This is a genomic window from Pseudooceanicola sp. NS-SX9, from assembly GCF_057380705.1.
In genome coordinates, this window is sequence record NZ_JBXXRN010000002.1 from 288,379 (window position 1) to 310,765 (window position 22,387).

Here is a 22,387-nt window from a genome sequence, read left to right on the forward strand (position 1 = left end):
GGCCCGTCCCGGACCGCTGAGGGCCGGGCGCCATCGGGGAGGAAGGGATGGCGCCCGGCGGGGCGGGGAACCGGACCGCTCGCCCCTCACGCCAGGAAGGCGGCGTGATCGCTTTCCCGCGTCACGAAGTCGATGCTGCGGCGCAGGGCGGATTCGGGATCGGCCAGCGCATGCACCTCTTCGGCGAAGGGTTCGAAAGAGAACGGGCCGCTGTAGCCGGCCGCGATCAGGGCGCGGATCTGCGCGATGTTGCACAGCCGGTCGCCGTCATCGACCAGCACACGGTGGGCATCCAGCATGTCATCCACCGCGACCCCGGGATCGGTCACCCCCGAGATATGCACGAGGCCCGTCCAGTCCGGGAAGATCTGCGTTTCACCAGCCAGGTGATGGTGGAAGGTGTCATGCATCAGCCGATAGACATCGCCCCCCTCGGCCGCCTCGATGGCGGCGATGGCATCGGCCTTGCGCCGCAGCGAGGACACCGGAAAGCCCAGCGGCTCGACCAGCCCGGTCAGGCCGCGCTCGCGCAGGATCGGAGCCATTTCGCGCAGGGCGCGCACCACCTCTTCGGGCGCAACGGGCGTGCCGTCGTTGCGGGGGCACATCACCAGCGCCCTGGCCCCGCAGGCCGACGCGTAATCGGCCATCGCCAGGGCCCGCGCGGGCAGATCGCCCGACCAGCAGTTGAAGGGATAGAGCGCGTTGATCGAGAGGATCTCGACCCCGGCGGCGCGGGCGGCATCGCGCACCGCCTCGGGCGGGTAGGTGCCCAGCACATCGGGAATGTCGTTGCGGATCTCGACCTTGTCAGAGCCCAGCCGCCGCACCATGGCAAAGAACGCCTCGACCGAAAGGCTGGGTGCACAGATATGATTGATCGCAAAATCCAAGGCAGCCTCCTTAGGCATAAAGCGCCGGGCGCGCCGGCAGGGAGATCGGGATGATCTGGCCGGACTTCTCCTGTGCCTCGACACAGGCATCCGAGGAGATCGCGGCCACGTAGCCGTCCCAGCTGGAGGGGCCCGCAGCAGTGCCCCGGGCGGCGGCATCGACAAAGTCCTGCAGCTCGACGTCGTAGCTGTCGATGAAGCGCTGCTTCCAGTCGGTCAGGATCGGCTGCGACAGCGCCGCCGCCTGGCGGGTGACGATCGCCATCGGTTCGGGCAGGTTGGCCAGCCCCTCTTCGCCGACGACCTGGCACTGGATGTCATAGCCGTAGCGGCAGTTGACGAAGATCTCGACGTCGATGCGGATGCCCTTGGCGGTCTCCAGCAGCACGATCTGCGGATCGGCCAGCGCCGCATGGGCATGCGTGCTGCGGCGCGGGAAGACCACCTGGGCCGAGACGTAATCATCGTCCAGCAGCCAGCGCAGCACGTCGATCTCGTGGATCAGGGTGTCGTGGATCGCCATCGGGGTCACGTATTGCTCGGGCACCGAGGGGTTGCGATGCGCGGCATGGACCATCAGCGGCGCGCCGATCTGGCTGTCGACCACCTGTTTCAGCATCCGGTATCCGGCGTCGTAGCGGCGCATGAAACCCACCTGCACCAGCCGTCGGCCTGCGGCGACCTCGGCCTCCAGGATGCGGCGGGCCCCTTCGGCGGTGGTGGCCAGCGGCTTTTCGCAGAACACCGGCTTGCCGGCGGCGATGGCGGCCAGGACATAGGCCTCGTGGGTGGCGCCGGTCGAACAGACCAGCACCGCATCGACGTTGGGATCGGCGATCAGCGCCTCGCCGGTGTCGTGGATGACGGCCTGGGGCGCCAGATCGGCGCCGACGGCTTTGGCGGCCGGGCGGTGATAGTCGCTCAGGGCAACGATCTGCGCGCCGGTCAGCACCCGGGACAGGCGGCGGGTGTGGTCACGGCCGATCATGCCGGTGCCGATGACTCCGATTTTCACAGTCATTTCAGGATCTCACTTGAAATAGGTGTCGATGTAGCGCTGCATTTCCGCACGCATGAACCGGCCGCTCTCGTCGGCCTTTTCTTCCCAGGCAAAGACGCAGGCGGTCATGATCCCGTCAAAGCCCACCTCTGCCAGGGTGCGGTAGAAATCGTCCCAGGGCACTTCACCCTGACCGATGTTGAGGTGCTGGTGGACGCGGGCCTGGGTGCCCGGCGGGTTCAGGATGTAACGCAGCCCCGAGCTGGCCCGGTGGTTGAACGTGTCGGCGATATGCACATGGGCCAGCACGTCGGCGCATTCCTTCAGCATGGCCACGGTATCGTCGCCGAAATAGAAGGTGTGCGGCGTGCAATAGAGGAACCGCACATTCGGGGAATTCACCGTGCGGATCAGATCGACCGAGGGCTGCAGCGTTTCGACCCAGTCTTCGGGGTGGGGTTCGATGTTCAGCTGGATGCCCTCGCGCTCCAACAGCGGCACCAGTTCCTCCATCGAGCGCCACCAGGCGTCCTCGCAGGCCTCGATCCGCGATCCGGTGTGGCAGCAGTAGCAGCTGCCCTTGTCGGGATGCGGGCCGCGGCCGAATTCGCTGTTCATCGTGTCGACACCCAGTTCGACGGCGATCTCGATGGCGCGTTTCCAGTGGCGCACGGCGGCCTGGCGCTCGTCCTCGTCATTCGAGGCCCAGCGGTACATCGGCAGCAGCGAGGCGATGCCGACATGGGCATCCGACAGCGCCTTGCGCAACGCCTTCACCCGGTCGGGGAAGACGCGGGGCGCCTTGAACCATTCCAGGAAATCGGCGCGGGGGCTCAGTTCGATCCAGTCGTAGCCCAGTTCCGCCACTTTCGAGGGCAGCTGTTCCAGGCTCAGGTGTCGGTGCATGAACGGGTCGATGGCAATCTTCATGACAGCTCCGGGGGTCTTTCGGGCATGACCGCTCCGGTCACGCCCGGGGGCGCGTCGGATCGGTGTGCAAGGGGGAAGGGACCGGGCGCTCAGAGCGCCGCGGCGTAGTCCGGTTGGGTCTTGGCGCCGGTGATGTAGGCCACCACCTCTTCGCCGGTGGTGTCGCACACGCGCAGGTTGGCGCAGACCCGACCGCGGCGCCACACGACGATGCGGTCGCACAGGTCCATCACCTGGCGCATGTTGTGGCTGATCAGGATCAGCGGTTCGCCCTGTTCCTTCAGCGTGCGGATGATGTTCTCGACCTGGGCGGTTTCCTGCACGCCAAGGGCCGCGGTGGGTTCATCCATGATCGTCAGCTTGGAATGGAAGGTGGCGGTGCGGGCGATGGCGACGCACTGGCGCTGGCCGCCCGACATGTTCTGGATCGTGTTCGAGATGTTGGGGATCTTCACCCCGGTCTTTTCCAGGCCCCGCAGCGTCGCCTCGCGCATGCCGCGGTAATCCAGGATCGAAAACGGCCCGAGGTTGATCAGGCGCTTCTCGCGGCCCAGGAACAGGTTGTCGGGCACGTCCAGGTGATCGGCCAGCGCCAGGTTCTGGAACACGGTTTCGATGCCGGCCTCGCGGGCCTCGAGGGGGCCGTCGAATTCGACATAACGGCCGTCGAACCAGATCTTGCCCGAGGATTTCTGTTCGACCGCCGTGATCTGACGCACGAAGGTCGACTTGCCGGCGCCGTTGTCCCCCATGATGGCAACATGTTCGCCCTTGCGGATCTCGAAGTTGCAGTCGGTCAGGGCCTGGACGCCGCCGTAATGCTTGGTCAGCCCCTCGGTGCGCAGGATCACCTCTCCCGTATGGGGGGCGGGGTGGCCGGCGCCGCGGATGTTGGTCTGAAGATCGCTCATGACGGTTCTCCTTAGCGGCCGATGGCGGCGCGGCGCTGGCGCCATTGATCCAGCACGACGGCCCCGACGATGATCGCGCCCTTGACCATTTCCTGGTAGTAGGCGTCGAGCTTGAGGAAGGTGAAGCCAGAGATGATGACGCCGAAGATCAGCGCCCCCAGCACCGTGCCCAGGATCGAACCCCGCCCGCCCTGCAGCGAGATGCCCCCGATCACCGCCATGGCGATGGCGTCCAGCTCGTACATCATGCCCATGCCGGATTGCGCCGTCAGGTTCTTAGAGCTGAGCACCAGCGCCGCAATCCCGGTCATCAGCCCGGCCATGGCATAGACCATCACCTTGTGGCGCCCGACGTTGATGCCGGCCATCCGTGCGCCCTGCTCGTTCGAGCCGATGGCATAGGTGTGCTTGCCGTAGACGGTGTATTTCAGGATCAGGTGCGACAGGATGGCCAGGCCCACGAAGATGAAGACCGGTGTCATCCCCTTGCCGATCGCCGCATAGCCCGGGGTCGGGAAGGACACCGGCTGGCCGGCGGTCCACCACTGCGCGGCGCCGCGGGCGGCCACCATCATGCCCAGCGTGGCGATGAAGGGCGGGATACCGGTCCAGGCGATCAGCGCGCCGTTGACGACCCCGGCGGCCAGCCCGATGGCCAGCGCGATCAGCACCGGCAGGATCGTCGGCAGATCCACCCAGCCATTGGCAAAGAACACCGCCCGGCTGTTGGCCATGCCGTTGATGGCGCCGACCTGGGCAAAGCTCATGGCGATCATCGCCGTCATCGCCACCACCGAACCCGAGCTGAGGTCGATGCCGCCGGTCAGGATGACCTGGGTCACACCCAGCGAGATGATCCCGATGATCGAGACCTGAAGGATGATCACCTGCAGGCGCTGGACGTTGAACAGGCCCTCGACATTGTCGCGGGTGTTGAAGATGAAGCTTTCGCCATAAAGCAGCCGGCCGAGGATCTCGAAGGTGGCGACGATCAGCACCAGGGCGATCGCGACCCCGACCTCGGGCGGCCAGCTGCGGCGGGACGTGTCAAAGGCCAGGCCGCCGGTTCCGTGTGTCGTGTCGGACATGGGTTTCCTCCCAGGGGGTGCCCGCCGCGCGGCGGGCCATGCGGGAAGGGGTCGTCCCCTTCCCGGGCGGCACAGATCAGTTCGACTGCACGAAGGTCTTCATGGTCTCGGGGGTGACCAGCTTGAAGGGCACATAGACCTTTTGATCGACCGGTTCCTTGCGGGCCAGCTTCAGCGCGGCATCCAGCGCCCCTGCGCCCTGGCCACCGGCATCCTGGAACACCGTCACGTCCAGATCGCCCCCCGCCATCGACAGCAGCGCATCCTGGGTGGCATCCACCCCACCCACCACGACATCCGCCATCGACACACCGGCGGCCTTCATCGCCTGGATCGCGCCAAGCGCCATCTCGTCATTGTTGGAGATCACCGCATCGAAGGGTTCACCCGCAGACAGCCAGTTCGTCATCATGTCCTGGGCGGCATCGCGCTGCCAGTCGGCGCTCTGCTGGTCGATGATGGTCAGCTTGACGGCGCATTTGCCCTGGTCGATGACGTCATGGATGTCCTGGGTCCGCTGCAGCGCGGCCTGGTTCGACAGGGTGCCCATCAGCACATAGGCGCGGGCGTCGGTCTTGCCGGCGGCCTTCAGCAGGTCGCAGACCTGGATCGTCTCCAGCGTGCCGGATTCGCGTTCGTCCGAGGCGACAAAGGCCTGGTCGGCCGGCAGCGTGTCGATGTTGACCGGCATCCGGTTGACATAGACCAGCGGCACACCGGCGGCCTCGGCCTCGTCCGTCAGGGCCTGGGTGGCCGAGGTATCGACCGGGTTGACGATGATCGCATCGACACCGGTCGCGATGAAGTTCTTCACCTGGTCCAGCTGGCGGGCGACGTCCTCGCGGGCATCTTCGACCTGGATGTCGACACCGTCCATGCCCTTGGCCTTGGCAATCATGCCGTTGCGCAGCACGGTCAGGAAATTGTCGTCGAAGCGCGACATGCTGACGCCGATGGTCTCGGCCTGCGCGGCCCCGGCCAGGCTCACGACCAGCGCGGTCGTGATCAGGTAGGTTTTCATTCTTCAGCTCCTCCAAGCTCTGGCCCGGCCTGCGCCGGTGCCTCCCTGTGCCCGCGGATGCAGGTCTCCGGGGGCCGCATTCCGGGGGGGGAACGGGCCGCACGGGACTGTCTTGCCGCGGGTGACGCGGGATCCTCCTCCGATCCCGCAAGCTGAACTTTCTCCAAACACCGGGCCGGGTCAACGCGCTTGATGACCCGTTTCCCATCATCCTTGATAGAAACGTCACATGAAATGATAGCTTTCTATCAAGACAGGCTTTCCGGGGTATAGATCATCGGAAAGAAGAAGCGCTGGCCGGGGGTTTCCGACAGGCCGTGATCGACCTTGGCAATAGCGAGCGCCAGCAGATCGGTGGCGATCTGGCGGATCGGCGTACCGAAGACGATCGAAACGGTGCCATTCTGCAACCCGCGATGCGATTCCGGGGTCAGTTCGTTGACCAGCAGGGCGCGTTCGCCGGGGGGGCTGTGGCGTTCGAAGGCGCTGATCGCGCCCTCCATGCCACCGCCAGCCACATAAAGCGCCACCAGGTCGGGATGGCGGTGCAGCAGTTCGGTGGTGGCCTCGTAGGTCAGCTGGCGGGTCTCCAGGTTGATCTGCGCCTCGAGCATGCGAAAGCCGCCGTCGACTTCCCGGAAGTAGCTGCGCAGGCCGGTTTCGCGCAATTCATGACCGTGATAGCGGTGGGCACCGACGAAGATCCCCACCTTGCCGGGCCGGGGCGCCACCTTCGAGATCAGCCACCCGGCCGTGCGACCAACCCGCAGGTTATTGAGACCAAAGTAACTTTCCCGCACGCCTTGGGCAAAATCCGACAGCAGCGAAAAGGTCGCGATACCGTCGTCGCGCAGGGCCTGCACTGCGGCGGTGACCTCGTGATGATCAATGCCGGTGGCGGCCACCACGTCGACCTGGCCACGCAGTTTCAGCAGGATCTCGGACAGCTCCTCGGGGCGGGTCGAGGTGGCAAAGACCATCCGGGTGCGGATGTTGCGCGTCAGCGAGGCGCGGGCCTGGGTCTCGATCTCTTCGCGGAAGGCCTGGTAGAAGGCGTGGCGCTCTTTCTGCAGCACCACGCCCAGGCGCAGTTCGGGGCGTTCGTTGACGATCCGGTGGCGGATCGCCTCGGCCCCGTGATAGCCGACGCTCAGCGCGGCCTCATGGACGCGGCGCGCGGTTTCCTCGCGCACCGCAGCGCGACCGGTCATCACCCGGTCGACGGTGGCGACGCTGACATTGGCGGCCCGGGCCACATCGGCGATGGTCGGTCTTTTCATGCTGCCTCCTGATGGCCCGGTGTCCCCGGTGTTGCGGGTCAGGATGTCACCAATGAAAGGCCTTCATCAACCCGGATGAGGGATTTCTTTCATGATCCCCGCGCCGGGCCGCCTCAGGACACCGCAGCCGGGGCACGGGCGGCGTCAAAGCGGATGCCGGTCGCGGCGCGGATCCGGTCCAGCAGCGCCATCGTCGCCAGCGTGTCCGAGAGCGGCCGGCAGGCGGTCTCGGGGCGGCCTTCGGCGATGCAGCGCGCGACCTCGGCCGCCTCGTAGAAAAGCCCCTCGAAATGCCGCCCCGCAGGTTCATCGTAGCGCAGCACCGTGCCACCATCGGCCGAGGCCACCCGGAAACTGCCGGGCAGGTTGAACGGCCCGTCGAAGCTGACCGTGCCGCCGGTGCCGACGATGACGGCATTGGTGGGGGTAAAGCCATAAAGCGTCGTCGACAATGTCCCCTGGTTGCCGGCGGCATCCGACATCACCACCGAAAGCGCCCCATGCACCCCCGAAGGATCAGCCTGGGCCTGCCCGATCATCTGCACCGGCGGCGGCATCAGCCGGGCCAGCAAAGAGACCGGATAGGTGCCCAGATCCAGCAGCGGCCCACCCGCCAGCGCCGGGTTGAAGATCCGGTGATCGCGGGTGAAATGCTCGCCGTAATCGGTATGAACCGACTTGATCTCGCCCAGCAGACCGCTGTCGAAGACCTGCCGCAGCACGTCGAACTTGGGCAGGAAATAGGTCCAGAGGGCCTCGGCCAGGAACAGGCCCCGGTCGCGCGCCAGGTCGATCATCTCGGCCGCCTCGGCCCGGTCCAGCGCCATCGGCTTTTCCACCAGCACGTTGCGTCCGGCCCGCAGCGCCAGGCCGACATGGGCATGGTGCAGGTTGTGCGGCGTCGCGACATAGATCACGTCCAGGCTGTCATCGGCCACCAGCGCCTCGTAGCTGCCATGCGCGGCCCCGATCTGCCAGCGCGCGGCAAAGGCATCGGCGCCGGACTGGCTGCGCGATCCCACCGCGACAATCTGCTGGCGGGTATGGGCACGCACCGAGGCGATGAACTGTTCGGCGATCCAGCCGGTGCCCAGGATGCCCCAGCGAAGCGCCGGGGCCTGCATCGGATCGGGCACGCGCGCGGCGGGCAATGCGGTGGGGAAGGTCATGCGGGTACTCCTTGCCGGTCGTGGGTCCGCGCCGCGCGGACCGTTTCCCATGCCCCCGTCAGAAGAGAGCGTTCCATGGCGTCGATGATGCGGGCGTTCTGCACGCCAAAGTCGAAATCCGGGCTGCACTGCCCGGCGGCAATGCCCTGGATCAGGTCGTGCACCTCGATCACCTTGACGTCGAAATAGCCCAGGCCGCCGCCGCCGAAATCAAATCCGAAGAAGCCGCCGAACTGGGGCACCTGACTGCCCGCCAGCAGTGTCTTGAATCCCCGGTCCGCCTTCGGATCGGTGAACCGGGCGACCTTCAGCTCGTTGAAGCGCTCGCCATCCATCAGGATCGTGCCCTCGGTTCCCGAGACCTCCCAGTAGATGCCAAAGACCTTGCCGGCGCTGACGCGGCTGGCCTCGATCGTGCCGCCGGCACCGCTGGCAAAGCGCACCAACGCCTGGATCTGGTCCTCGTTCTCGACCCTGCGGCGGGGGGCATCGGCCCCGGCCCTGGCGCCATATCCCATGCCGTCAGACGCTTCGGGGCGGGTCGGGAAATAGGTCTGCGCCTGAGCCGTGGCGGCGCTGATGTCGCCCATCAGGAACTGCGCCACCGACAGCACGTGGCTGCCCAGATCCCCAAGCGCCCCCGACCCCGCATCGGACCGGGTGCAGCGCCAGGAAAACGGCAGGTCGGGATCATTGAAAAAGCCCTGGTCGAACCAGCCGCGGAACCGCATCGGGGTGCCGATCTCTCCGGCGGCGATCAGCTGGCGGGCCAGCATCGCGGCCGGGGTCTTGATGTTGTTGAAGGCCACCATGGTCAGCACGCCCTGACGCCGGGCCGCATCGGCCATTTCCTCGGCCTGTTCCAGGGTCACGGCCAGGGGCTTCTCGCAGTAGACATGCTTGCCGGCGGCGATTGCGGCCAGGGCCATCTCGTGGTGCAGCAGGTTGGGCGAGGTGATGTCGACCACATCAACCCCCGGATCGCGCACCAGCGCGCGCCAGTCGCCGGTGCTGCGGGCAAAGCCCAGGCGCGCAGCGGCGCTGGCTGCCCGTTCCGGCGTGGCATCTGCCAGCAGCGCCAGCCGCGGCACCATCGGCAGGTCGGGATAAAGCATCGCCGCCCGGGCAAAGGCATCGGCATGCGCCTGCCCCATGAAGCCCGAGCCGATCAGCCCGATGTTAAGATCCTTGCGGGTCATGAAGACATCTCCTTTTTCAGGTGGTTGCGGGATCGAACAGGGCCCGCAGGCAGGCACGGCCCCGGGCCACGGTGGCGCGCGGCGGCGCCAGGGCGGGGTCCTGTTCGGCCTCAAGGATCATCCAGCCGCGATAGCCACCCTGCCGGACAAAGCGCACCAGCGGCCCGAAATCGACATCGCCATCGCCGGGCACGGCGAACATGCCCGCGCGCACGCCCGCATTGAATCCCAGGTCGTCGCGGCGGACCTGCGCCATGACGGGCCCGCGCAGGTCCTTCAGGTGGATATGGGCAATGCGCTCGCCGAAGCGCGCGATCAGGCGGGCATAGTCGAACCCCGCCGCTGCGGCGTGCCCGGTGTCCAGCAGCAACCCCACCTCGGGGCCCGCCGCCGCCAGCAGCGCCGAGGTCTCGTCGAAGGTTTCCGCCACCATCATCAGGTGGTGGTGATAGGCCAGCCGCAGCCCGTAATCATCCTGCAGATGGCGGGCCAGCCCGCGCAGCCGTGCGGCATAGGCGGGCACTGCATCGCGCGGCATCCGTCGCCGCTGCGACATCGGCGCATCGAGCGAGGCCATCATGGCGCATTCGCCATAGACCATCACCCCGGCGCCCAGGTCGCGCAGCAGGGCGGCATGGGCGGCGACGGCGGCGATCTCGGTCTGCAGATCGCCCTCGGCCAGCCCACCAGAATGCCAGCCCGAGGCCAGCGCCAGCCCGCGGGCCTGCAGCAGCGGGCCCAGCGTGGCGGCATCGCGGGGAAACTTGCGGCCCAGCTCGACCCCGGCAAAGCCCAGACCGGCGGCCTCGTCCAGGCAGGTCTGCAGCGGGATGTCGCCGCCCAGGTCCTCCAGGACATCATTGGTCCAGCTGAGCGGGCTGACCCCCAGGCGGACGGTTTCGGGCAGAAGGATAGGATCGGTCATGGGGCCTCCTCAGGGCTGCCAGTCGGGGGTCAGGGTGACAACCTGGCCGCGTTGGTGCGACACGATGGCGGCCTCGGCCAGGCGCTGTGCCTCCAGCCCGTCGCGGATTGTCGTCAGCGCCGGGGTGCCGCGCGCGATCAGGGCGATGAAATCCTCCATCTCGGCGGCATAGGCGCGGGCGAAGCGGTCGATGAAATAGCTTTCCGGCGGCGGATGCAGGGCGCCCGATGGTCCCTCGATGCGCATCGAGGTGGCGGCGCGGTTCTCGACGAAGAGGACCTCGTTGGCACAGAGCGCTTCCAGCCGCTGGTCATAGCCCATCGGGCCACGGCGGCAGTTGATCACCTGCGCCATCCGCCCCGAGCGCGTGGTCAGCGTGATCATCAGCGTGTCGATATCGCCCTCGGCGCCGATTTCGGGGGCGATCAGGCAGGCGCCGGTGGCATAGACGGTGGCGATCTCCTCCTCCAGCAGGAAGCGGGCCATGTCCATGTCGTGGATGGCGCTGTCGCGGACCATCCCGCCCGAGGTGCGCACATAGGACACCGGCGGCGGCGCCGGATCGCGCGACTGCATCACCAGATGTTCCAGCCGCCCCGCACAGCCCGAGGCGATGCGCGCCTTGAGCGCCCGGAACGACGGGTCGTAACGGCGCTGAAAGCCCATCATGCAGGGAATGCCTGCCGCCTCGACCCGGGCGCAGGCCTGGCGGGTCAGGGCGAAATCCAGGCTGACGGGCTTTTCGCAGAACACCGCCTTGCCGGCCTCGGCTGCCTGCATCAGCAGCCCGGCATGGCTTTCGGTCGAGCTGGCGATGATGATGCCGTCGATGGCGGGATCGGCAAAGACCGCGCTGGCCGGGGCCAGCCGCGCGCCGGTGTCCTGCAGCAGGGTCGTGCGGGCGGGGCTGTCGATCGGATCGACGATGCAGGCCAGAGTCGCGTCGCGTCGTGCCGCCACCGTGCGGGCATGCACGCCACCGATCCGGCCCGCGCCGAACAGGGCGAGGGTGGGCATGGTCAGATCTCCGTTGAAAGGGCCCGCTCCGTCTCCTCTGCGGGCGGGCCTGCCCCGGATCTAGCAGCGGCGCGCCTGCTCTGGTAGCGATGCTTTGAGGAGATCTCTGCAAGAAAAAAACCATGGGGGATGGACATGGCACGAAAGGCGACGGCGGCGGACGTGGCACGGGCGGCGGCGGTATCCGTGTCGACCGTGGACCGGGTGCTGAACAATCGCGGCGGCGTCGATGCGGACAAGGAACGCCGCGTGCTGGACTGGGCACGCCGGCTGGGCCTGGACCGGGCGCTGGATCAGCGGCCGGCCCGGACGCTGCGGATCGCGGTTCTGGTGCAGCCGCCCGGCAACCCGTTCCATGCCGCGCTGGCGGCGGCGTTCCGCGATGCGGCGCGGGCGATGGCGGCGCTGAACCTGCAGGTGCGGGTGCATCACATCCGCCCCGAGGATCCGGCTGGTACGGCGCGGCTGCTGTCGGGGCTCTGCCCGGGCCACGACGCCGTGGTGATCTGTGTCCCCCACGATCCCACGATTGCCGAGGCGCTGGACGGGCTGATCGCGCGCGACTGCCCGGTGGTGACCCTGGCAACCGAGATCGAGACCCGTGGCCCCCACAGCTATGTCGGGCCCGACAACCGCCAGGCCGGGCGGCTGGCGGCCGAGCTGACGGCGCGGCTGATCGGCCCCTCCGGCGGCGAGATCCTGGTGCTGGCGGGGCTGCTGAGCATGACCGGCCAGGCCCAGCGGGTGGCCGGGTTCCGCAGTACCCTGGCAGAACGGTTCCCGCGCTGCCGGATCGTCCAGCTTCGGGAATTTCACGAGGATCCGGTGCGTGCCGGGCGGATCGCGGAACAGATGCTGCAGGCGAACCCCGCCATCGCCGGGATCTACAATGCCTCATCGGGGGCTGCGGCGGTGGCGGATGCGATCCGCGACGCCGGCCGCCAGCAGGATCTGGTCTTTGTCACCCACGAGCTGACGGCACGCCGCCGGGCGCTGTTGCGGGCCTCAAGGATCGATGCGGTGATCGACCAGGCCCCGGCGCTGGAGGCACGCACGGCGCTGGAACTGCTGGCCGCCCATTTCGGGCGCCTGCCGGTGGCGCCTGACGGCATCACCCCGGTGCAGATCTTCTTTCCCGAGAACTGCCCCGGGGATTAGAATCCGGCGGGCCTCAGCCCTGCCGGGCCGCAGCCTGAAGGTAGCCCGCAAGCTGGTCCTGAACGGTGGCAATCGCCCGGCCCAGATCGTCATCGCCCAGCATGTCCGGCGGGGTCTGGGCCGCGCCCCTGCCGGGGCTGGTCAGATCCGCCAGCATCGCCTGGGTTGCGGCCTGCAGCCGCCCGGCGCGTTCGGCATCGGCCGAGGGCGCCAGCAGCGCATGGCCCGTGACCGCCCCCGCCAGCACCCGCAGCGCCTGCAGCACCCCGCCCGCCTGATCCAGATGGGCATGGCGGCGGCGGCCTTCCAGCAGCTGGCGCTGGCGCACGGTTTCGGCGGCAGTGCTGGCCACACCGGCCTGCCGGCGCAGCGCATCGACCGCATCGTCAAGCGTCCCCGCCCCCACGGCCCCCGCCGCATAGGCCAGGTTGGCCCGTACGGCTTCGGCCAGAACCTGGGGAAAGCGGGTTTCGCCCCGGCCGGGCCACAGCAGCGCCCCCACCCCGAAGGCCACAAGCGATCCCATGGTGTTGTTCAGCGCCCGAGACAATGCGATGCCGCCGCTGGGCATCACCAGCTCGGTCACCAGCACGAACAATGCGCCGACGCAGCCGGTGAAGAGGGTATAGTTGACCCGTTTGCAGGCGATGGTCACCGCAGCCAGCGGCGTGATCACCGCCAGCAGCACCAGCGGACCGGGGTGCAGCGCCATCAGCCCCGAGGCCACGATGCCCCCCGCGATCGAGCCCAGAACGCGCTCCAGCATCCTGGGCCAGGTGGTCGAGAACGCCGGTTGCAGCACCACGATCGTCGCCATCGTCGCCCAGTAGAGGTATTTCACCCCGAAGCCCACGCAGAGCAGATAGGTCACCAGTACCGCCACCGTCAGCCGCACCGCATGGCGCAGGATCGGCGCGGGGATCGCCGGCAGACCGGCACGAAGCGGCGCCAGGGCGGTGTCGGTCGCGGGGGTGCTGGCGCTGATGCGCAGCTGGTCCGACAGCCGCGTGAAGGCGGCGGCGATGGCCACCACGACCCCACGGCTTTCGGCGGCGTCCCGCTCGGCTGCGTGCTTCAGGTCGTCGGCCTCCCAGGACAGGCGATCAGGCGCGGGGGCGCGCAGCATGACCTGGGCCTGGGCCTCCTCCAGCAGAACCGACATCCGGTCCATCTGCTGCGGCAGGCCGCGCAGCGCCTGGGCGGGGGCATGGGCGATCAGGTGGTCAAGGGCGATCATCGCGGCAAAGATCCGGTCCGCGCAGCCCAGCTGCGCCATCAGCGGCCCCTGCCCGTTGCCCTGCGCGAGGATCATGCCACGGGCGCGCTCGATCGCGGCGCGCAGGGCGCGGCGGTGTTCGGGGGCGCGGGCACCGACGGCTTCGCCGGTGCCCAGCCGCGCGCGCATGGCGGCGTTCATCTCGGCCAGGCGGGCAAAGACCGACCCGACCGCCCGGCGCGACGCCCCCTGCGGCCTGAGCCGCCAGATCCGAAAGCAGAACAGCAGCGCCCAGAGGCCGCCCAGCAGGAAGGCCCCCGCCAGTTGCAGCGCCACGCCGGGCGAGCTGGGAAAGCCCACCGCGACGCCCCCCACCACGCAGATCAGCGATCCCGACTGCACGCCCGCCGGTCCGAAGGCGCCGCCAAGCGCGGGCAGGAACATCAGCGGCAGCAGCACCAGGCTGGCCCAGAGCGGCCCGACCCCGGCGCAGGCCGCCCCCAGGAAGGCCGCCAGGGTTCCCGCCGCCACAAAGGCCCCCATGGCGCGAAAGCGCACGCCATCATGGCCGCCCGGATCGCACAGGCAGACCCAGAAGGCCGCGAAGGCCGCCCACAGCAGGCGCGTCTCGCCGCTGGTATAGGCCACCAGCACCATCACCGCGAAGGCGACCGAGGCGCGCAACCCTTCTGCCATGCCGATGTATTCCGGGACCATGCCGAAGGAATACCCCTCCAGCCTGCGGGCCAGCCGGTAGATGGCCGAGCCCGAAGGCGGTGGCAGATGTGCGTGCGGTGTTCGGCTGGCCATGCAGGCGCCCCCCTGGAACTGGTTCGTGCTGGCGCACACCTAGGGCAAGGCGCCGCCGGGGTGAATTGTCGAAAAGGACTTGCTGCCCAGCCATTTGCACATACCGGGCATCAGTCGGGGAAGACGATGGTGTCCTTCAGCACCTCCAGCAGCCAGTCGATGACGACGCGGCTGCGCCGGGTCAGCACCGCCCGCGAGGGGTAGACGATGTGGATCGGCAGCGCCTTCGGCTTCCAGTCGGGCAGCAGATGCACCAGCCGTCCGGCGGCGATGTCGTCCGAGACGATGTAATGTTGCAGCAGCCCCACGCCATAGCCCTGCAGCACCGCCTTGTGGATGGCGTAGCGGTTGTTCAGGCGCAGGTTGCCGGTGATCGGCACGGCGATCGTGTCATCGCCCGCGTCAAAGCGCCATTCGTATTCGTCGGTGTCGCCGGTATAGGCGATGCAGTTGTGGCGCGTCAGCTCGTAGGGCTGGCGCGGGGCGGGATGGGCCGCCAGATAGCCTGGCGCGGCCACCACGTAGCGCCCGTTTTCCGCCGCCAGCCGCATGATCAGCGCAGCATCGCTGACCTCGCCGGTGCGCACGGCCACGTCGATGTTTTCCTCGATCATCGAGCCGAAACCGTCGCGCATCACCAGCTCGATCGAGAGGCCGGGGTAGGCCGCGCGGAATTTCTCCATCCGCGACAGGAAGAACAGCCCGAAGGCCACCGTCAGCCCGATCCGCACCCGACCCGAGACCGCGCTGCCGCCGCCTTCCAGCGCCGCATCGGCCAGTTCGGCGGCCTCGATGGCGGCGCGGGCGGGTTCCAGCAGGTCGCGGCCCGGGTCGGTCAGCGCGATGCCACGGGTGGTGCGATGCAGCAGCGCCACGCCGTAACGCTCTTCCAGCATCGAGACATGGCGGGCGACGGCGGGCTGGCTGATGCCCATCTCGCGCGCCACCTGCGACAGCGACCCGGTCGCGACGGCGCGTTCGAAGATGCGAAAGGCGGTGATCTGGTCCATGATATCCCCTTGCGCCACACGAAAACGTGTGAAGATCCCGGGTGGTTTCCCGGTCAGTTAAACGATTTCCGTTGAGCGGATCAAAGTTTTTCCGGGGTTAGCAGCGCCGGGCCGGGCTTTTATGTGTCTTTGCAACAACGTGGCCATCGGGCCGCGCCCCCCACCCCGTCGCAGGCCCCCCGCGGGACACCGCGCCAAGACAGGAGAACCGCCATGGGTTCCGCTTTCCTCGACATTCCCGTTGCCCCGAACCAGGTCTTTGCCGCCGACAAGGTGGGCAGCAACGCGGGCTTTCTGGGCGTCCTGAAAGAGATCGTCGGCGCCCCCCACCTGCTGACCAGCCCCGAGGCCACCCGGCCCTACCGCACCGGCTTCCGCTTTGGCTCGGGTCCGGTGATCGCGGTGGTGCGGCCGGGATCGCTGGTGGAACAGTGGCGGGTGTTGCAGGCCTGCGTCGCGGCGGACAAGATCGTCATCATGCAATCGGCCAACACCGGCCTGACCGGCGGCTCTACCCCCGATGGCAGCGACTATGACCGCGACGTGGTGATCATCAGCGTCACCCGCATCGCCGGCATCCACCTGCTGAACGAGGGGCGCCAGGTGGTCTGCCTGCCCGGATCGCGCCTCTACGAGCTGGAGGACATGCTGCGCCCGCTGAACCGGGAGCCGCATTCGGTCATCGGGTCCTCGTGCATCGGCGCCTCGGTGCTGGGGGGGATCTGCAACAACTCGGGCGGGGCGCTCATTCACCGCGGGCCGGCCTTCACCCAGCTGTCGCTTTACGCGCAGGTCGATGCGCAGGGGCATCTGCATCTGGTGAACCACCTTGGCATCCGGCTGGGCGGCAGCCCGGAGCAGATCCTGACCCGGCTGGAAAAAGGCGATTTCACCGCCGCCGATGTCGATAATGCCAGCGGCCGGGCAGCATCCGACCACAATTACGCCGCCCATGTCCGCGATGTCGAGGCCGACACCCCCGCGCGCTTCAACGCCGACCCCTCGCGGCTGTTCGAAAGCTCGGGCAGCGCGGGCAAGGTGATGCTGCTGGCAGTGCGCCTTGATACCTTCGAGAAGGACGCCCAGACTGGTGTTTTCTACGTAGGCTCCAACGATCCCAAGGACCTGGAGGACATCCGCCGCCACATGCTGGCCAACTTCACCTCGCTGCCGGTGTCGGGGGAATATGTCCACCAGCACGCCTATCGCCTGGCCGAGACATACGGCAAGGACACCTTCCTGGCGATCCAGTACCTGGGCACCGGCCGCATCCCCAGGATGATGGCGCTGAAGGCGCGCTTCGATGCGGTGGCCTCGCGGTTGAGGTTCCTGCCCGCGAACCTCAGCGACCGGCTGATGCAGGCGGCAAGTGCGTTGTTCCCGGCGCATCTGCCCAAGCGGATGACGGACTACCGCGACCGCTACGAACACCACCTGATCATCAAGATGGGCGGCACGGGCATTGCCGAGGCGCGCGACTACCTGTCGTCGATCTTCCCCTCGGACATGGGCGATTTCTTCGAATGCACCCCGGAAGAGGGCACCAAGGCCTTCCTGCACCGCTTTGCCGTGGCGGGGGCCGCCAACCGCTACCGGGCCGTGCACACCCGCGAGGTCGAGGACCTGCTGGCGCTCGACATCGCGCTGCGGCGCAATGATCAGGACTGGGTGGAAAGCCTGCCGGCCGAGATCGAGGCCCCGATCCTGCACAAGATCTACTATGGCCACTTCTTCTGCCACGTCTTCCACCAGGAATACCTGATCGCCAAGGGCCATGACGTGATGGCCCTGGAAGAGCAGATGTGGGAGATCCTGGACCACCGCGGCGCCGAATACCCGGCCGAGCACAACGTCGGCCACCTCTACCACGCCAAACCGGCGCTGGAGCGGCACTATCGCACGCTCGACCCGACCAACAGCTTCAACCCCGGCATCGGGCGCACGACGAAGCGCGCGAACTGGAGCGGCGGCAATGCCTGCGGCTGCGGCCACGATCACTGAGCACGACCACTGAGGCCGCGGGTCAGGGGTGCCGGGCGGGATCCGGCACCGGCCCCAGCGAACCACGCAGGATCAGCGGAGTCTCGACCAGCTCGGCCCCGGGCGGGCTGGTGTCGCCACTGATGCGGGCAATGATGCGTTCGGCCGCGAGGGTGCCGAAACGGTAGGTCGGCTGGTCGATGACGGTGATCGCGGGTGAAGTGACCCGCGTCCAGTCGGCATCGAACCATGACACCAGCGACAGATCCCGGGGCATCATCAGCCCCCGGGCGCTGAGGGCGCGGAAGACCTGCGCCCCCACCAGGCTGTCCGAGGCCAGGATCGCCGTGATTTTCGGGGCTTGCGCCAGGATGCGCGCCACCACGCCTTCGGTCGCAGCGGAACCGGCGGCGCCGGTAAAGACCGCCCCGCGCCAGTCCTGCCCGGCAGGCGCCCCCGACAGGAAGCCCGCGATGCGTTCGCGCACCGCGGAAATCCGAACCTCGTCCAGCGCCTTCAGCCGGGGTTCCGCCGTCTGCACCGCCGAGACATAGGCGATGTGGCGATGCCCCAGCCCCTGCAGCCGTTCCACCAGCGCCCGTGTCGCGCGCCGGTCGTCGCCGCAGATCGCATCCGCCCCCAGCCCCTCGGCGCGGCGGTCCAGCGTCACCACCGGCGTGCCGCCCGCCATGGCCCCCGCCAGATGCGCCACGTCGCGGTCATCGGTGGGCGCCACGATCAGCCCCTCGACCTGCTGCGCCAGCAGGATTTCGACCAGGCGGCGTTCCTGGGCGATCTCCTCGCCGGAATTCGAGATGATCACGTTCAGCCCCGCCGCCCGCGCCCGGTCGCTGATGCCGCGTACCGCACGAGAGAAGAAGGCGTTCTCGATATCGCCCACCACCACGCCGATCAGCCCGCTGCGCCCGGTGCTGACTGATCGGGCCAGCTCGTTCGGGCGATAGCCCAGCTCCTGCGCCGCCTGCAGCACCGCCTCGCGGGTGCGGTCACTGGTCACGCCGTAGCCGCCCAGCACCCGCGCCGCCGTTGCCTTCGACACGCCCGCCGCCCGTGCCACATCCGCAACCGTCAGCTTCTTGCTTCGTGAACTCATCTTCGCCTTTTCCCCGGGGCCGGTCGGATTTTCCTATCCTGCCTCTTGACGGGAGGCAAAACAAACATGCAGCATGAACCTATTGAGACCGGTATCAACTGCCTTGGGACCGGTCTCAAGATGCAAAATGGAAAAATCCAACGCAGACCGACAACAGTGGAGATCCCGATGACCCTGACCCTGCTGCGCCGCCTTGCGCGCCCTGCCATGGCGCTGGCTGCGGCCGTGACCCTGACGGGTGCGGCCCAGGCCGATGATGCCAATCCCTACAACCTGATCGAACCGGGCACCGTGATGGTGGGCTCTCTGGGGGATGCGAAACCCTATGCCTTCACCACCGCCACCGGCGAATTCACCGGCTTTGACGTGGAACTGCTGAGGAACGTCCTGGGCCGCATGGGCATCAAGCCCGAGCAGATCCAGTTCACCGGCCAGGAATTCGCGGCCCTGCTGCCGTCGGTGGCGAACGGGCGCTTCGACATTGCCGCCGCCGCCATCGGCATCACCGATGCGCGCAAGAAGGTCGTCGATTTCTCGGACGGCTATCTGGCGGGCTACCTGTCGGTGCTGTCGGGCGAAAAGGCCATCACCGAGGATCCCAAGACCCTGGCCGGCAAGCGGCTGGGCGTGGTGCAGGGCACGCTGCAGGAAATGTACGCCAAGACGCATTTCACCGACACTGCGATCGTCCAGTTCCCCGACAACAACACCGGCATCGCGGCGCTGAACAACGGCACCATCGACGCCCAGTTCCTGGATTACGAAGCCGCCAAAAGCTACGCCGAGCGCTACAAGCTCGAGATCAAGGAAAACATCCCCTCCTTCGATGCCCCCGCGGGCTTTGCCGTGCATCCCGGCAACGACGCGCTGCGCGAGGCGCTGAACAAGGCCCTGCACGAGGCGATGCAGGACGGCACCTGGAAAACCCTCTACCAGAAATGGTTCCCCGGCTCGCCGATGCCCGAACAATACCTGCCCGCCAAGGGCTGATCCCCGCTTGCTGATCCCCGCTTGCTGATCTTCGGGGGGGGCCGCCTGTCCGGCCCCCTCGCCTCTCTCTCACTCATTTCAAGAACGGGCCCCCGGGGCCTGCGGAGCATTCCTCATGTGGTTGGAAAACCTCCAGCGCACCTTCCTTGATTGGGGCGCAATGGCCGAGATCCTGCCGGTCATGATCACCACGGGCCTGAAGAACACGCTGATCCTGGCGGCGGCCTCGACGGTGCTGGGCACGCTGATCGGCATCGTGCTGGCGGTCATGGGCATTTCGCGATCCGCCTGGATCCGCATCCCGGCCCGGGTCTATACCGACATCTTCCGCGGCCTGCCCGCGATCGTCACCATCCTGCTGATCGGACAGGGCTTTGCCGTCATCGGGCGGCATCTGTTCGGGCCCTCGCCCTACCCGCTTGGCATCCTGGCGCTGTCGCTGATCGCCGGCGCCTATATCGGAGAAATCTTCCGTTCCGGCATCCAGGCCGTGCCCACCGGCCAGATGGAAGCCTGCCGCGCCCTCTCGATGAGCTATGGCCAGGGCATGCGCCTGATCGTCGTGCCACAGGGCATCCGCCGGGTGCTGCCGGCGCTGGTCAACCAGTTCATCGGCAACGTCAAGGACAGCTCTCTGATCTATTTCCTGGGGCTGCTGGCCTCGGAACGAGAGATCTTTCGCGTCGGCCAGGATGCGGCCGTGGTCACCGGGAACCTGTCGCCGCTGCTGCTGGCGGGGGTCTTCTACCTTGTGATCACAGTGCCGCTGACGCATCTGGTGAACTTCATCGACCACCACCTGCGGACCGGTCGGCGCCTGTCGAACCTGCAACCGGCCTCGGGCCTTGAGGAGGTCGAAGAACTGCACAAGGCCCCCGCCTCGGACGCGCCGCGCTTTGACGGCGGCAGCCTGGCGATCCGCGGCCTGCGCCTGTCCTATGGCCAGATGGAGGTGCTGCGCGGCATCGATCTGGACATTCCCAAGGGATCCGTCACCTGCATCATCGGGCCGTCGGGGTCGGGCAAGTCGACGCTGCTGCGCAGCCTGAACCGCCTGGTCGAGATGAACGCCGGAGAGGTCACGCTGGACGGCGCCGACATCCGCGCCATGAAGCCCGAGACCCTGCGCGCCAAGATCGGCATGGTTTTCCAGCACTTCAACCTGTTCCCGGACCACACGGCGCGGGAAAACATCATGCTGTCGCTGACCAAGATCAAGCACCTGCCCCGCGCCCAGGCCCGCCGCATCGCCGATGCGCGTCTGGCCGATGTGGGTCTGGAGGGGCGCGGCGATCACCGTCCGGCGAACCTGTCGGGCGGCCAGCAGCAGCGCGTCGCCATCGCCCGTGCCCTTGCCATGCAGCCCGAGGTGGTCCTCTTCGACGAGGTGACAAGCGCCCTCGATCCCGAGCTGGTCAAGGGCGTGCTGAACCTGATGGCGGATCTGGGGCGGCGCGGCATGACCATGGTCGTGGTCACCCACGAGATGGGCTTTGCCCGTCAGGTGGCCGACCAGATCGTCTTCATGGACGAGGGGCGCATTGTCGAATCCGGCACGCCCGAACAGCTTTTCACCGAACCCAGGACCGAGCGGCTGAAGAAATTCTTCGCCGAGGTCCTCTGACTGCCGAAAGGACATCACATGACACCGCTTCGCTGGGGGATCCTGGGGGCTTCGGGCATCGGTCGCAAGGCCGTGCTGCCCGCGATGGTCGCAAGCGACCTGTGCCAGCCGCTGGCCATCGCGTCCCGCGATCTGGCCAAGGCCCGCGCCATGGCCGACACCTTCGGGATTCCGCGCGCCCATGACAGCTATGACGCGATCCTGGCCGATCCCGAGATCGAGGCCGTCTACATCCCGCTGCCCAACCACCTGCACGTCCCCTGGGCGATCCGCGCCATGGAGGCGGGCAAGGACGTGCTGTGCGAAAAGCCCCTGGCGATGACCGTACAGGCGGCCGAGCAGGCCGCCCTTGTCGCCCAGCATACCGGCCGCCGCCTGGTCGAGGCCTTCATGACCCGCCACCATCCCCAGTGGCACAAGGCCCGCGCGCTGGTCGAAGAGGGCCGCATCGGAGAGCTGACCGCCATCCAATGCCTGTTCAGCTACGCCAACCGCGATCCCGCCAATGTCCGCAACCAGGCCGACATCGGCGGCGGCGGCCTTTACGACATCGGCTGCTATGCCGTCGACACCGCGCGGTTCTTCTTTGGATCCGAGCCCCTGCGCGGCGATTGCCTGATGGATCTGGACCCGGCCTTCGGCACCGACCGGCTGGCGACCGGGCTGTTGGGCTTTGACGGCGGGCGGCACCTTTCGTTCACCGTCGCCACGCAATCCAGCCTGGCGCAGTCGCTGGTGCTGCTGGGCTCGGAAGGGCGGATCGAACTGGATGCCCCGTTCAACTGCCCGCCCGACCATGTGGCGCAGCTGGTGCTGGATCCCGGCGCCGACCTGCTGGGAACGGACCGAGAGGTCTTCGCGATCCCCGCCACCGACCAGTACCGCGCGCAGCTGGATGCCTTCGTGCGCGATGTGCGCTCGGGCGCCGATCCCGCCCCCGCCCGCGCCGAATTCCGCGCCAATGCCCGCGCGCTGGAGGCCCTGACCCGCGCCGGTCATGCCCCCGCCACGGATCCCCTTTCGACCTCCCAAGACCTGCAAGGAAACTGACC

General features: G+C 67.7%; 19 protein-coding genes. 5 read left to right on the forward strand and 14 right to left on the reverse strand.

Annotated elements, in window-relative coordinates; genetic code table 11:
• Positions 1-86: 86 nt before the first annotated feature.
• The 11 genes from AC2ITM_RS18310 to AC2ITM_RS18360 all read right to left on the reverse strand — a co-directional run bounded on the left by AC2ITM_RS18310 (position 87) and on the right by AC2ITM_RS18360 (position 11,433).
• Positions 87-911 carry a TIM barrel protein gene (locus AC2ITM_RS18310; protein WP_486469572.1) on the reverse strand — a complete coding sequence of 275 codons (825 nt, stop codon included), beginning with the start codon at positions 909-911 and terminating at the stop codon, positions 87-89.
• Positions 904-1,914 carry a Gfo/Idh/MocA family oxidoreductase gene (locus AC2ITM_RS18315; RefSeq protein WP_486469573.1) on the reverse strand — a complete coding sequence of 337 codons (1,011 nt, stop codon included), beginning with the start codon at positions 1,912-1,914 and terminating at the stop codon, positions 904-906. Before AC2ITM_RS18315 ends, AC2ITM_RS18310 begins: the two co-directional genes overlap by 8 nt.
• A 9-nt stretch (positions 1,915-1,923) precedes the next feature.
• Complete coding sequence (locus tag AC2ITM_RS18320) at positions 1,924-2,823, reverse strand: sugar phosphate isomerase/epimerase family protein (protein WP_486469574.1); 900 nt, start codon at positions 2,821-2,823, stop codon at positions 1,924-1,926.
• An 89-nt stretch (positions 2,824-2,912) separates the two neighbouring features.
• The gene (locus tag AC2ITM_RS18325; RefSeq protein ID WP_486469575.1) at positions 2,913-3,734 is read right to left on the reverse strand and encodes an ATP-binding cassette domain-containing protein; all 822 of its coding nucleotides are present in this window, start codon (positions 3,732-3,734) and stop codon (positions 2,913-2,915) included.
• 11 nt (positions 3,735-3,745) lie between these two features.
• On the reverse strand, positions 3,746-4,822 hold the full coding sequence (locus AC2ITM_RS18330) for an ABC transporter permease (RefSeq protein ID WP_486469576.1): 1,077 nt from the start codon (positions 4,820-4,822) through the stop codon (positions 3,746-3,748).
• 76 nt (positions 4,823-4,898) lie between these two features.
• Positions 4,899-5,843, reverse strand: coding sequence for a sugar ABC transporter substrate-binding protein (locus AC2ITM_RS18335; RefSeq protein WP_486469577.1), 945 nt, complete (start codon positions 5,841-5,843; stop codon positions 4,899-4,901).
• 248 nt (positions 5,844-6,091) lie between these two features.
• A complete protein-coding gene (locus AC2ITM_RS18340; protein ID WP_486469578.1) occupies positions 6,092-7,123 on the reverse strand; it encodes a LacI family DNA-binding transcriptional regulator in 1,032 nt (343 codons plus the stop codon).
• 113 nt (positions 7,124-7,236) lie between these two features.
• Positions 7,237-8,292, reverse strand: a complete 1,056-nt coding sequence (locus tag AC2ITM_RS18345; protein WP_486469579.1) for a Gfo/Idh/MocA family protein — start codon at positions 8,290-8,292, stop codon at positions 7,237-7,239.
• The gene (locus AC2ITM_RS18350) at positions 8,289-9,491 is read right to left on the reverse strand and encodes a Gfo/Idh/MocA family protein (protein WP_486469580.1); all 1,203 of its coding nucleotides are present in this window, start codon (positions 9,489-9,491) and stop codon (positions 8,289-8,291) included. The genes AC2ITM_RS18345 and AC2ITM_RS18350 overlap by 4 nt, the downstream gene beginning before the upstream one ends.
• Before the next feature lie 16 nt (positions 9,492-9,507).
• On the reverse strand, positions 9,508-10,416 hold the full coding sequence (iolE, locus tag AC2ITM_RS18355; protein WP_486469581.1) for a myo-inosose-2 dehydratase: 909 nt from the start codon (positions 10,414-10,416) through the stop codon (positions 9,508-9,510).
• A gap of 9 nt (positions 10,417-10,425) precedes the next feature.
• Complete coding sequence (locus tag AC2ITM_RS18360; protein ID WP_486469582.1) at positions 10,426-11,433, reverse strand: Gfo/Idh/MocA family protein; 1,008 nt, start codon at positions 11,431-11,433, stop codon at positions 10,426-10,428.
• Between the two features lie 135 nt (positions 11,434-11,568).
• On the opposite strand from AC2ITM_RS18360, the gene AC2ITM_RS18365 reads away from it, so the two are divergent.
• Positions 11,569-12,591 carry a LacI family DNA-binding transcriptional regulator gene (locus AC2ITM_RS18365; RefSeq protein ID WP_486469583.1) on the forward strand — a complete coding sequence of 341 codons (1,023 nt, stop codon included), beginning with the start codon at positions 11,569-11,571 and terminating at the stop codon, positions 12,589-12,591.
• Between the two features lie 13 nt (positions 12,592-12,604).
• On the opposite strand, the gene AC2ITM_RS18370 is transcribed toward AC2ITM_RS18365, so the two are convergent.
• Positions 12,605-14,617: an FUSC family protein gene (locus AC2ITM_RS18370; RefSeq protein ID WP_486469584.1), complete on the reverse strand. Its 2,013-nt coding sequence runs from the start codon at positions 14,615-14,617 to the stop codon at positions 12,605-12,607.
• A 110-nt stretch (positions 14,618-14,727) separates the two neighbouring features.
• Positions 14,728-15,627 (reverse strand): LysR family transcriptional regulator, encoded by a 900-nt coding sequence (locus AC2ITM_RS18375; protein WP_486469585.1) that lies wholly within the window; start codon positions 15,625-15,627, stop codon positions 14,728-14,730.
• A 213-nt stretch (positions 15,628-15,840) separates the two neighbouring features.
• Between AC2ITM_RS18375 and dld the strand changes: the two genes are divergently transcribed.
• Complete coding sequence (gene dld / locus AC2ITM_RS18380; protein WP_486469586.1) at positions 15,841-17,628, forward strand: D-lactate dehydrogenase; 1,788 nt, start codon at positions 15,841-15,843, stop codon at positions 17,626-17,628.
• A 22-nt stretch (positions 17,629-17,650) separates the two neighbouring features.
• On the opposite strand, the gene AC2ITM_RS18385 is transcribed toward dld, so the two are convergent.
• Positions 17,651-18,721 (reverse strand): LacI family DNA-binding transcriptional regulator, encoded by a 1,071-nt coding sequence (locus tag AC2ITM_RS18385; RefSeq protein WP_486469587.1) that lies wholly within the window; start codon positions 18,719-18,721, stop codon positions 17,651-17,653.
• Positions 18,722-18,928: 207 nt separating this feature from the next.
• On the opposite strand from AC2ITM_RS18385, the gene AC2ITM_RS18390 reads away from it, so the two are divergent.
• The 3 genes from AC2ITM_RS18390 (at position 18,929) to AC2ITM_RS18400 (ending at position 22,385) form a co-directional block, all read left to right on the forward strand.
• Positions 18,929-19,711 carry an ABC transporter substrate-binding protein gene (locus AC2ITM_RS18390; RefSeq protein WP_486469769.1) on the forward strand — a complete coding sequence of 261 codons (783 nt, stop codon included), beginning with the start codon at positions 18,929-18,931 and terminating at the stop codon, positions 19,709-19,711.
• A 115-nt stretch (positions 19,712-19,826) separates the two neighbouring features.
• A complete protein-coding gene (locus AC2ITM_RS18395) occupies positions 19,827-21,335 on the forward strand; it encodes an amino acid ABC transporter permease/ATP-binding protein (RefSeq protein ID WP_486469588.1) in 1,509 nt (502 codons plus the stop codon).
• A gap of 18 nt (positions 21,336-21,353) precedes the next feature.
• Entirely contained in the window at positions 21,354-22,385 is a 1,032-nt protein-coding gene (locus AC2ITM_RS18400; protein WP_486469589.1) for a Gfo/Idh/MocA family protein, read from the forward strand.
• Positions 22,386-22,387: the final 2 nt, after the last annotated feature.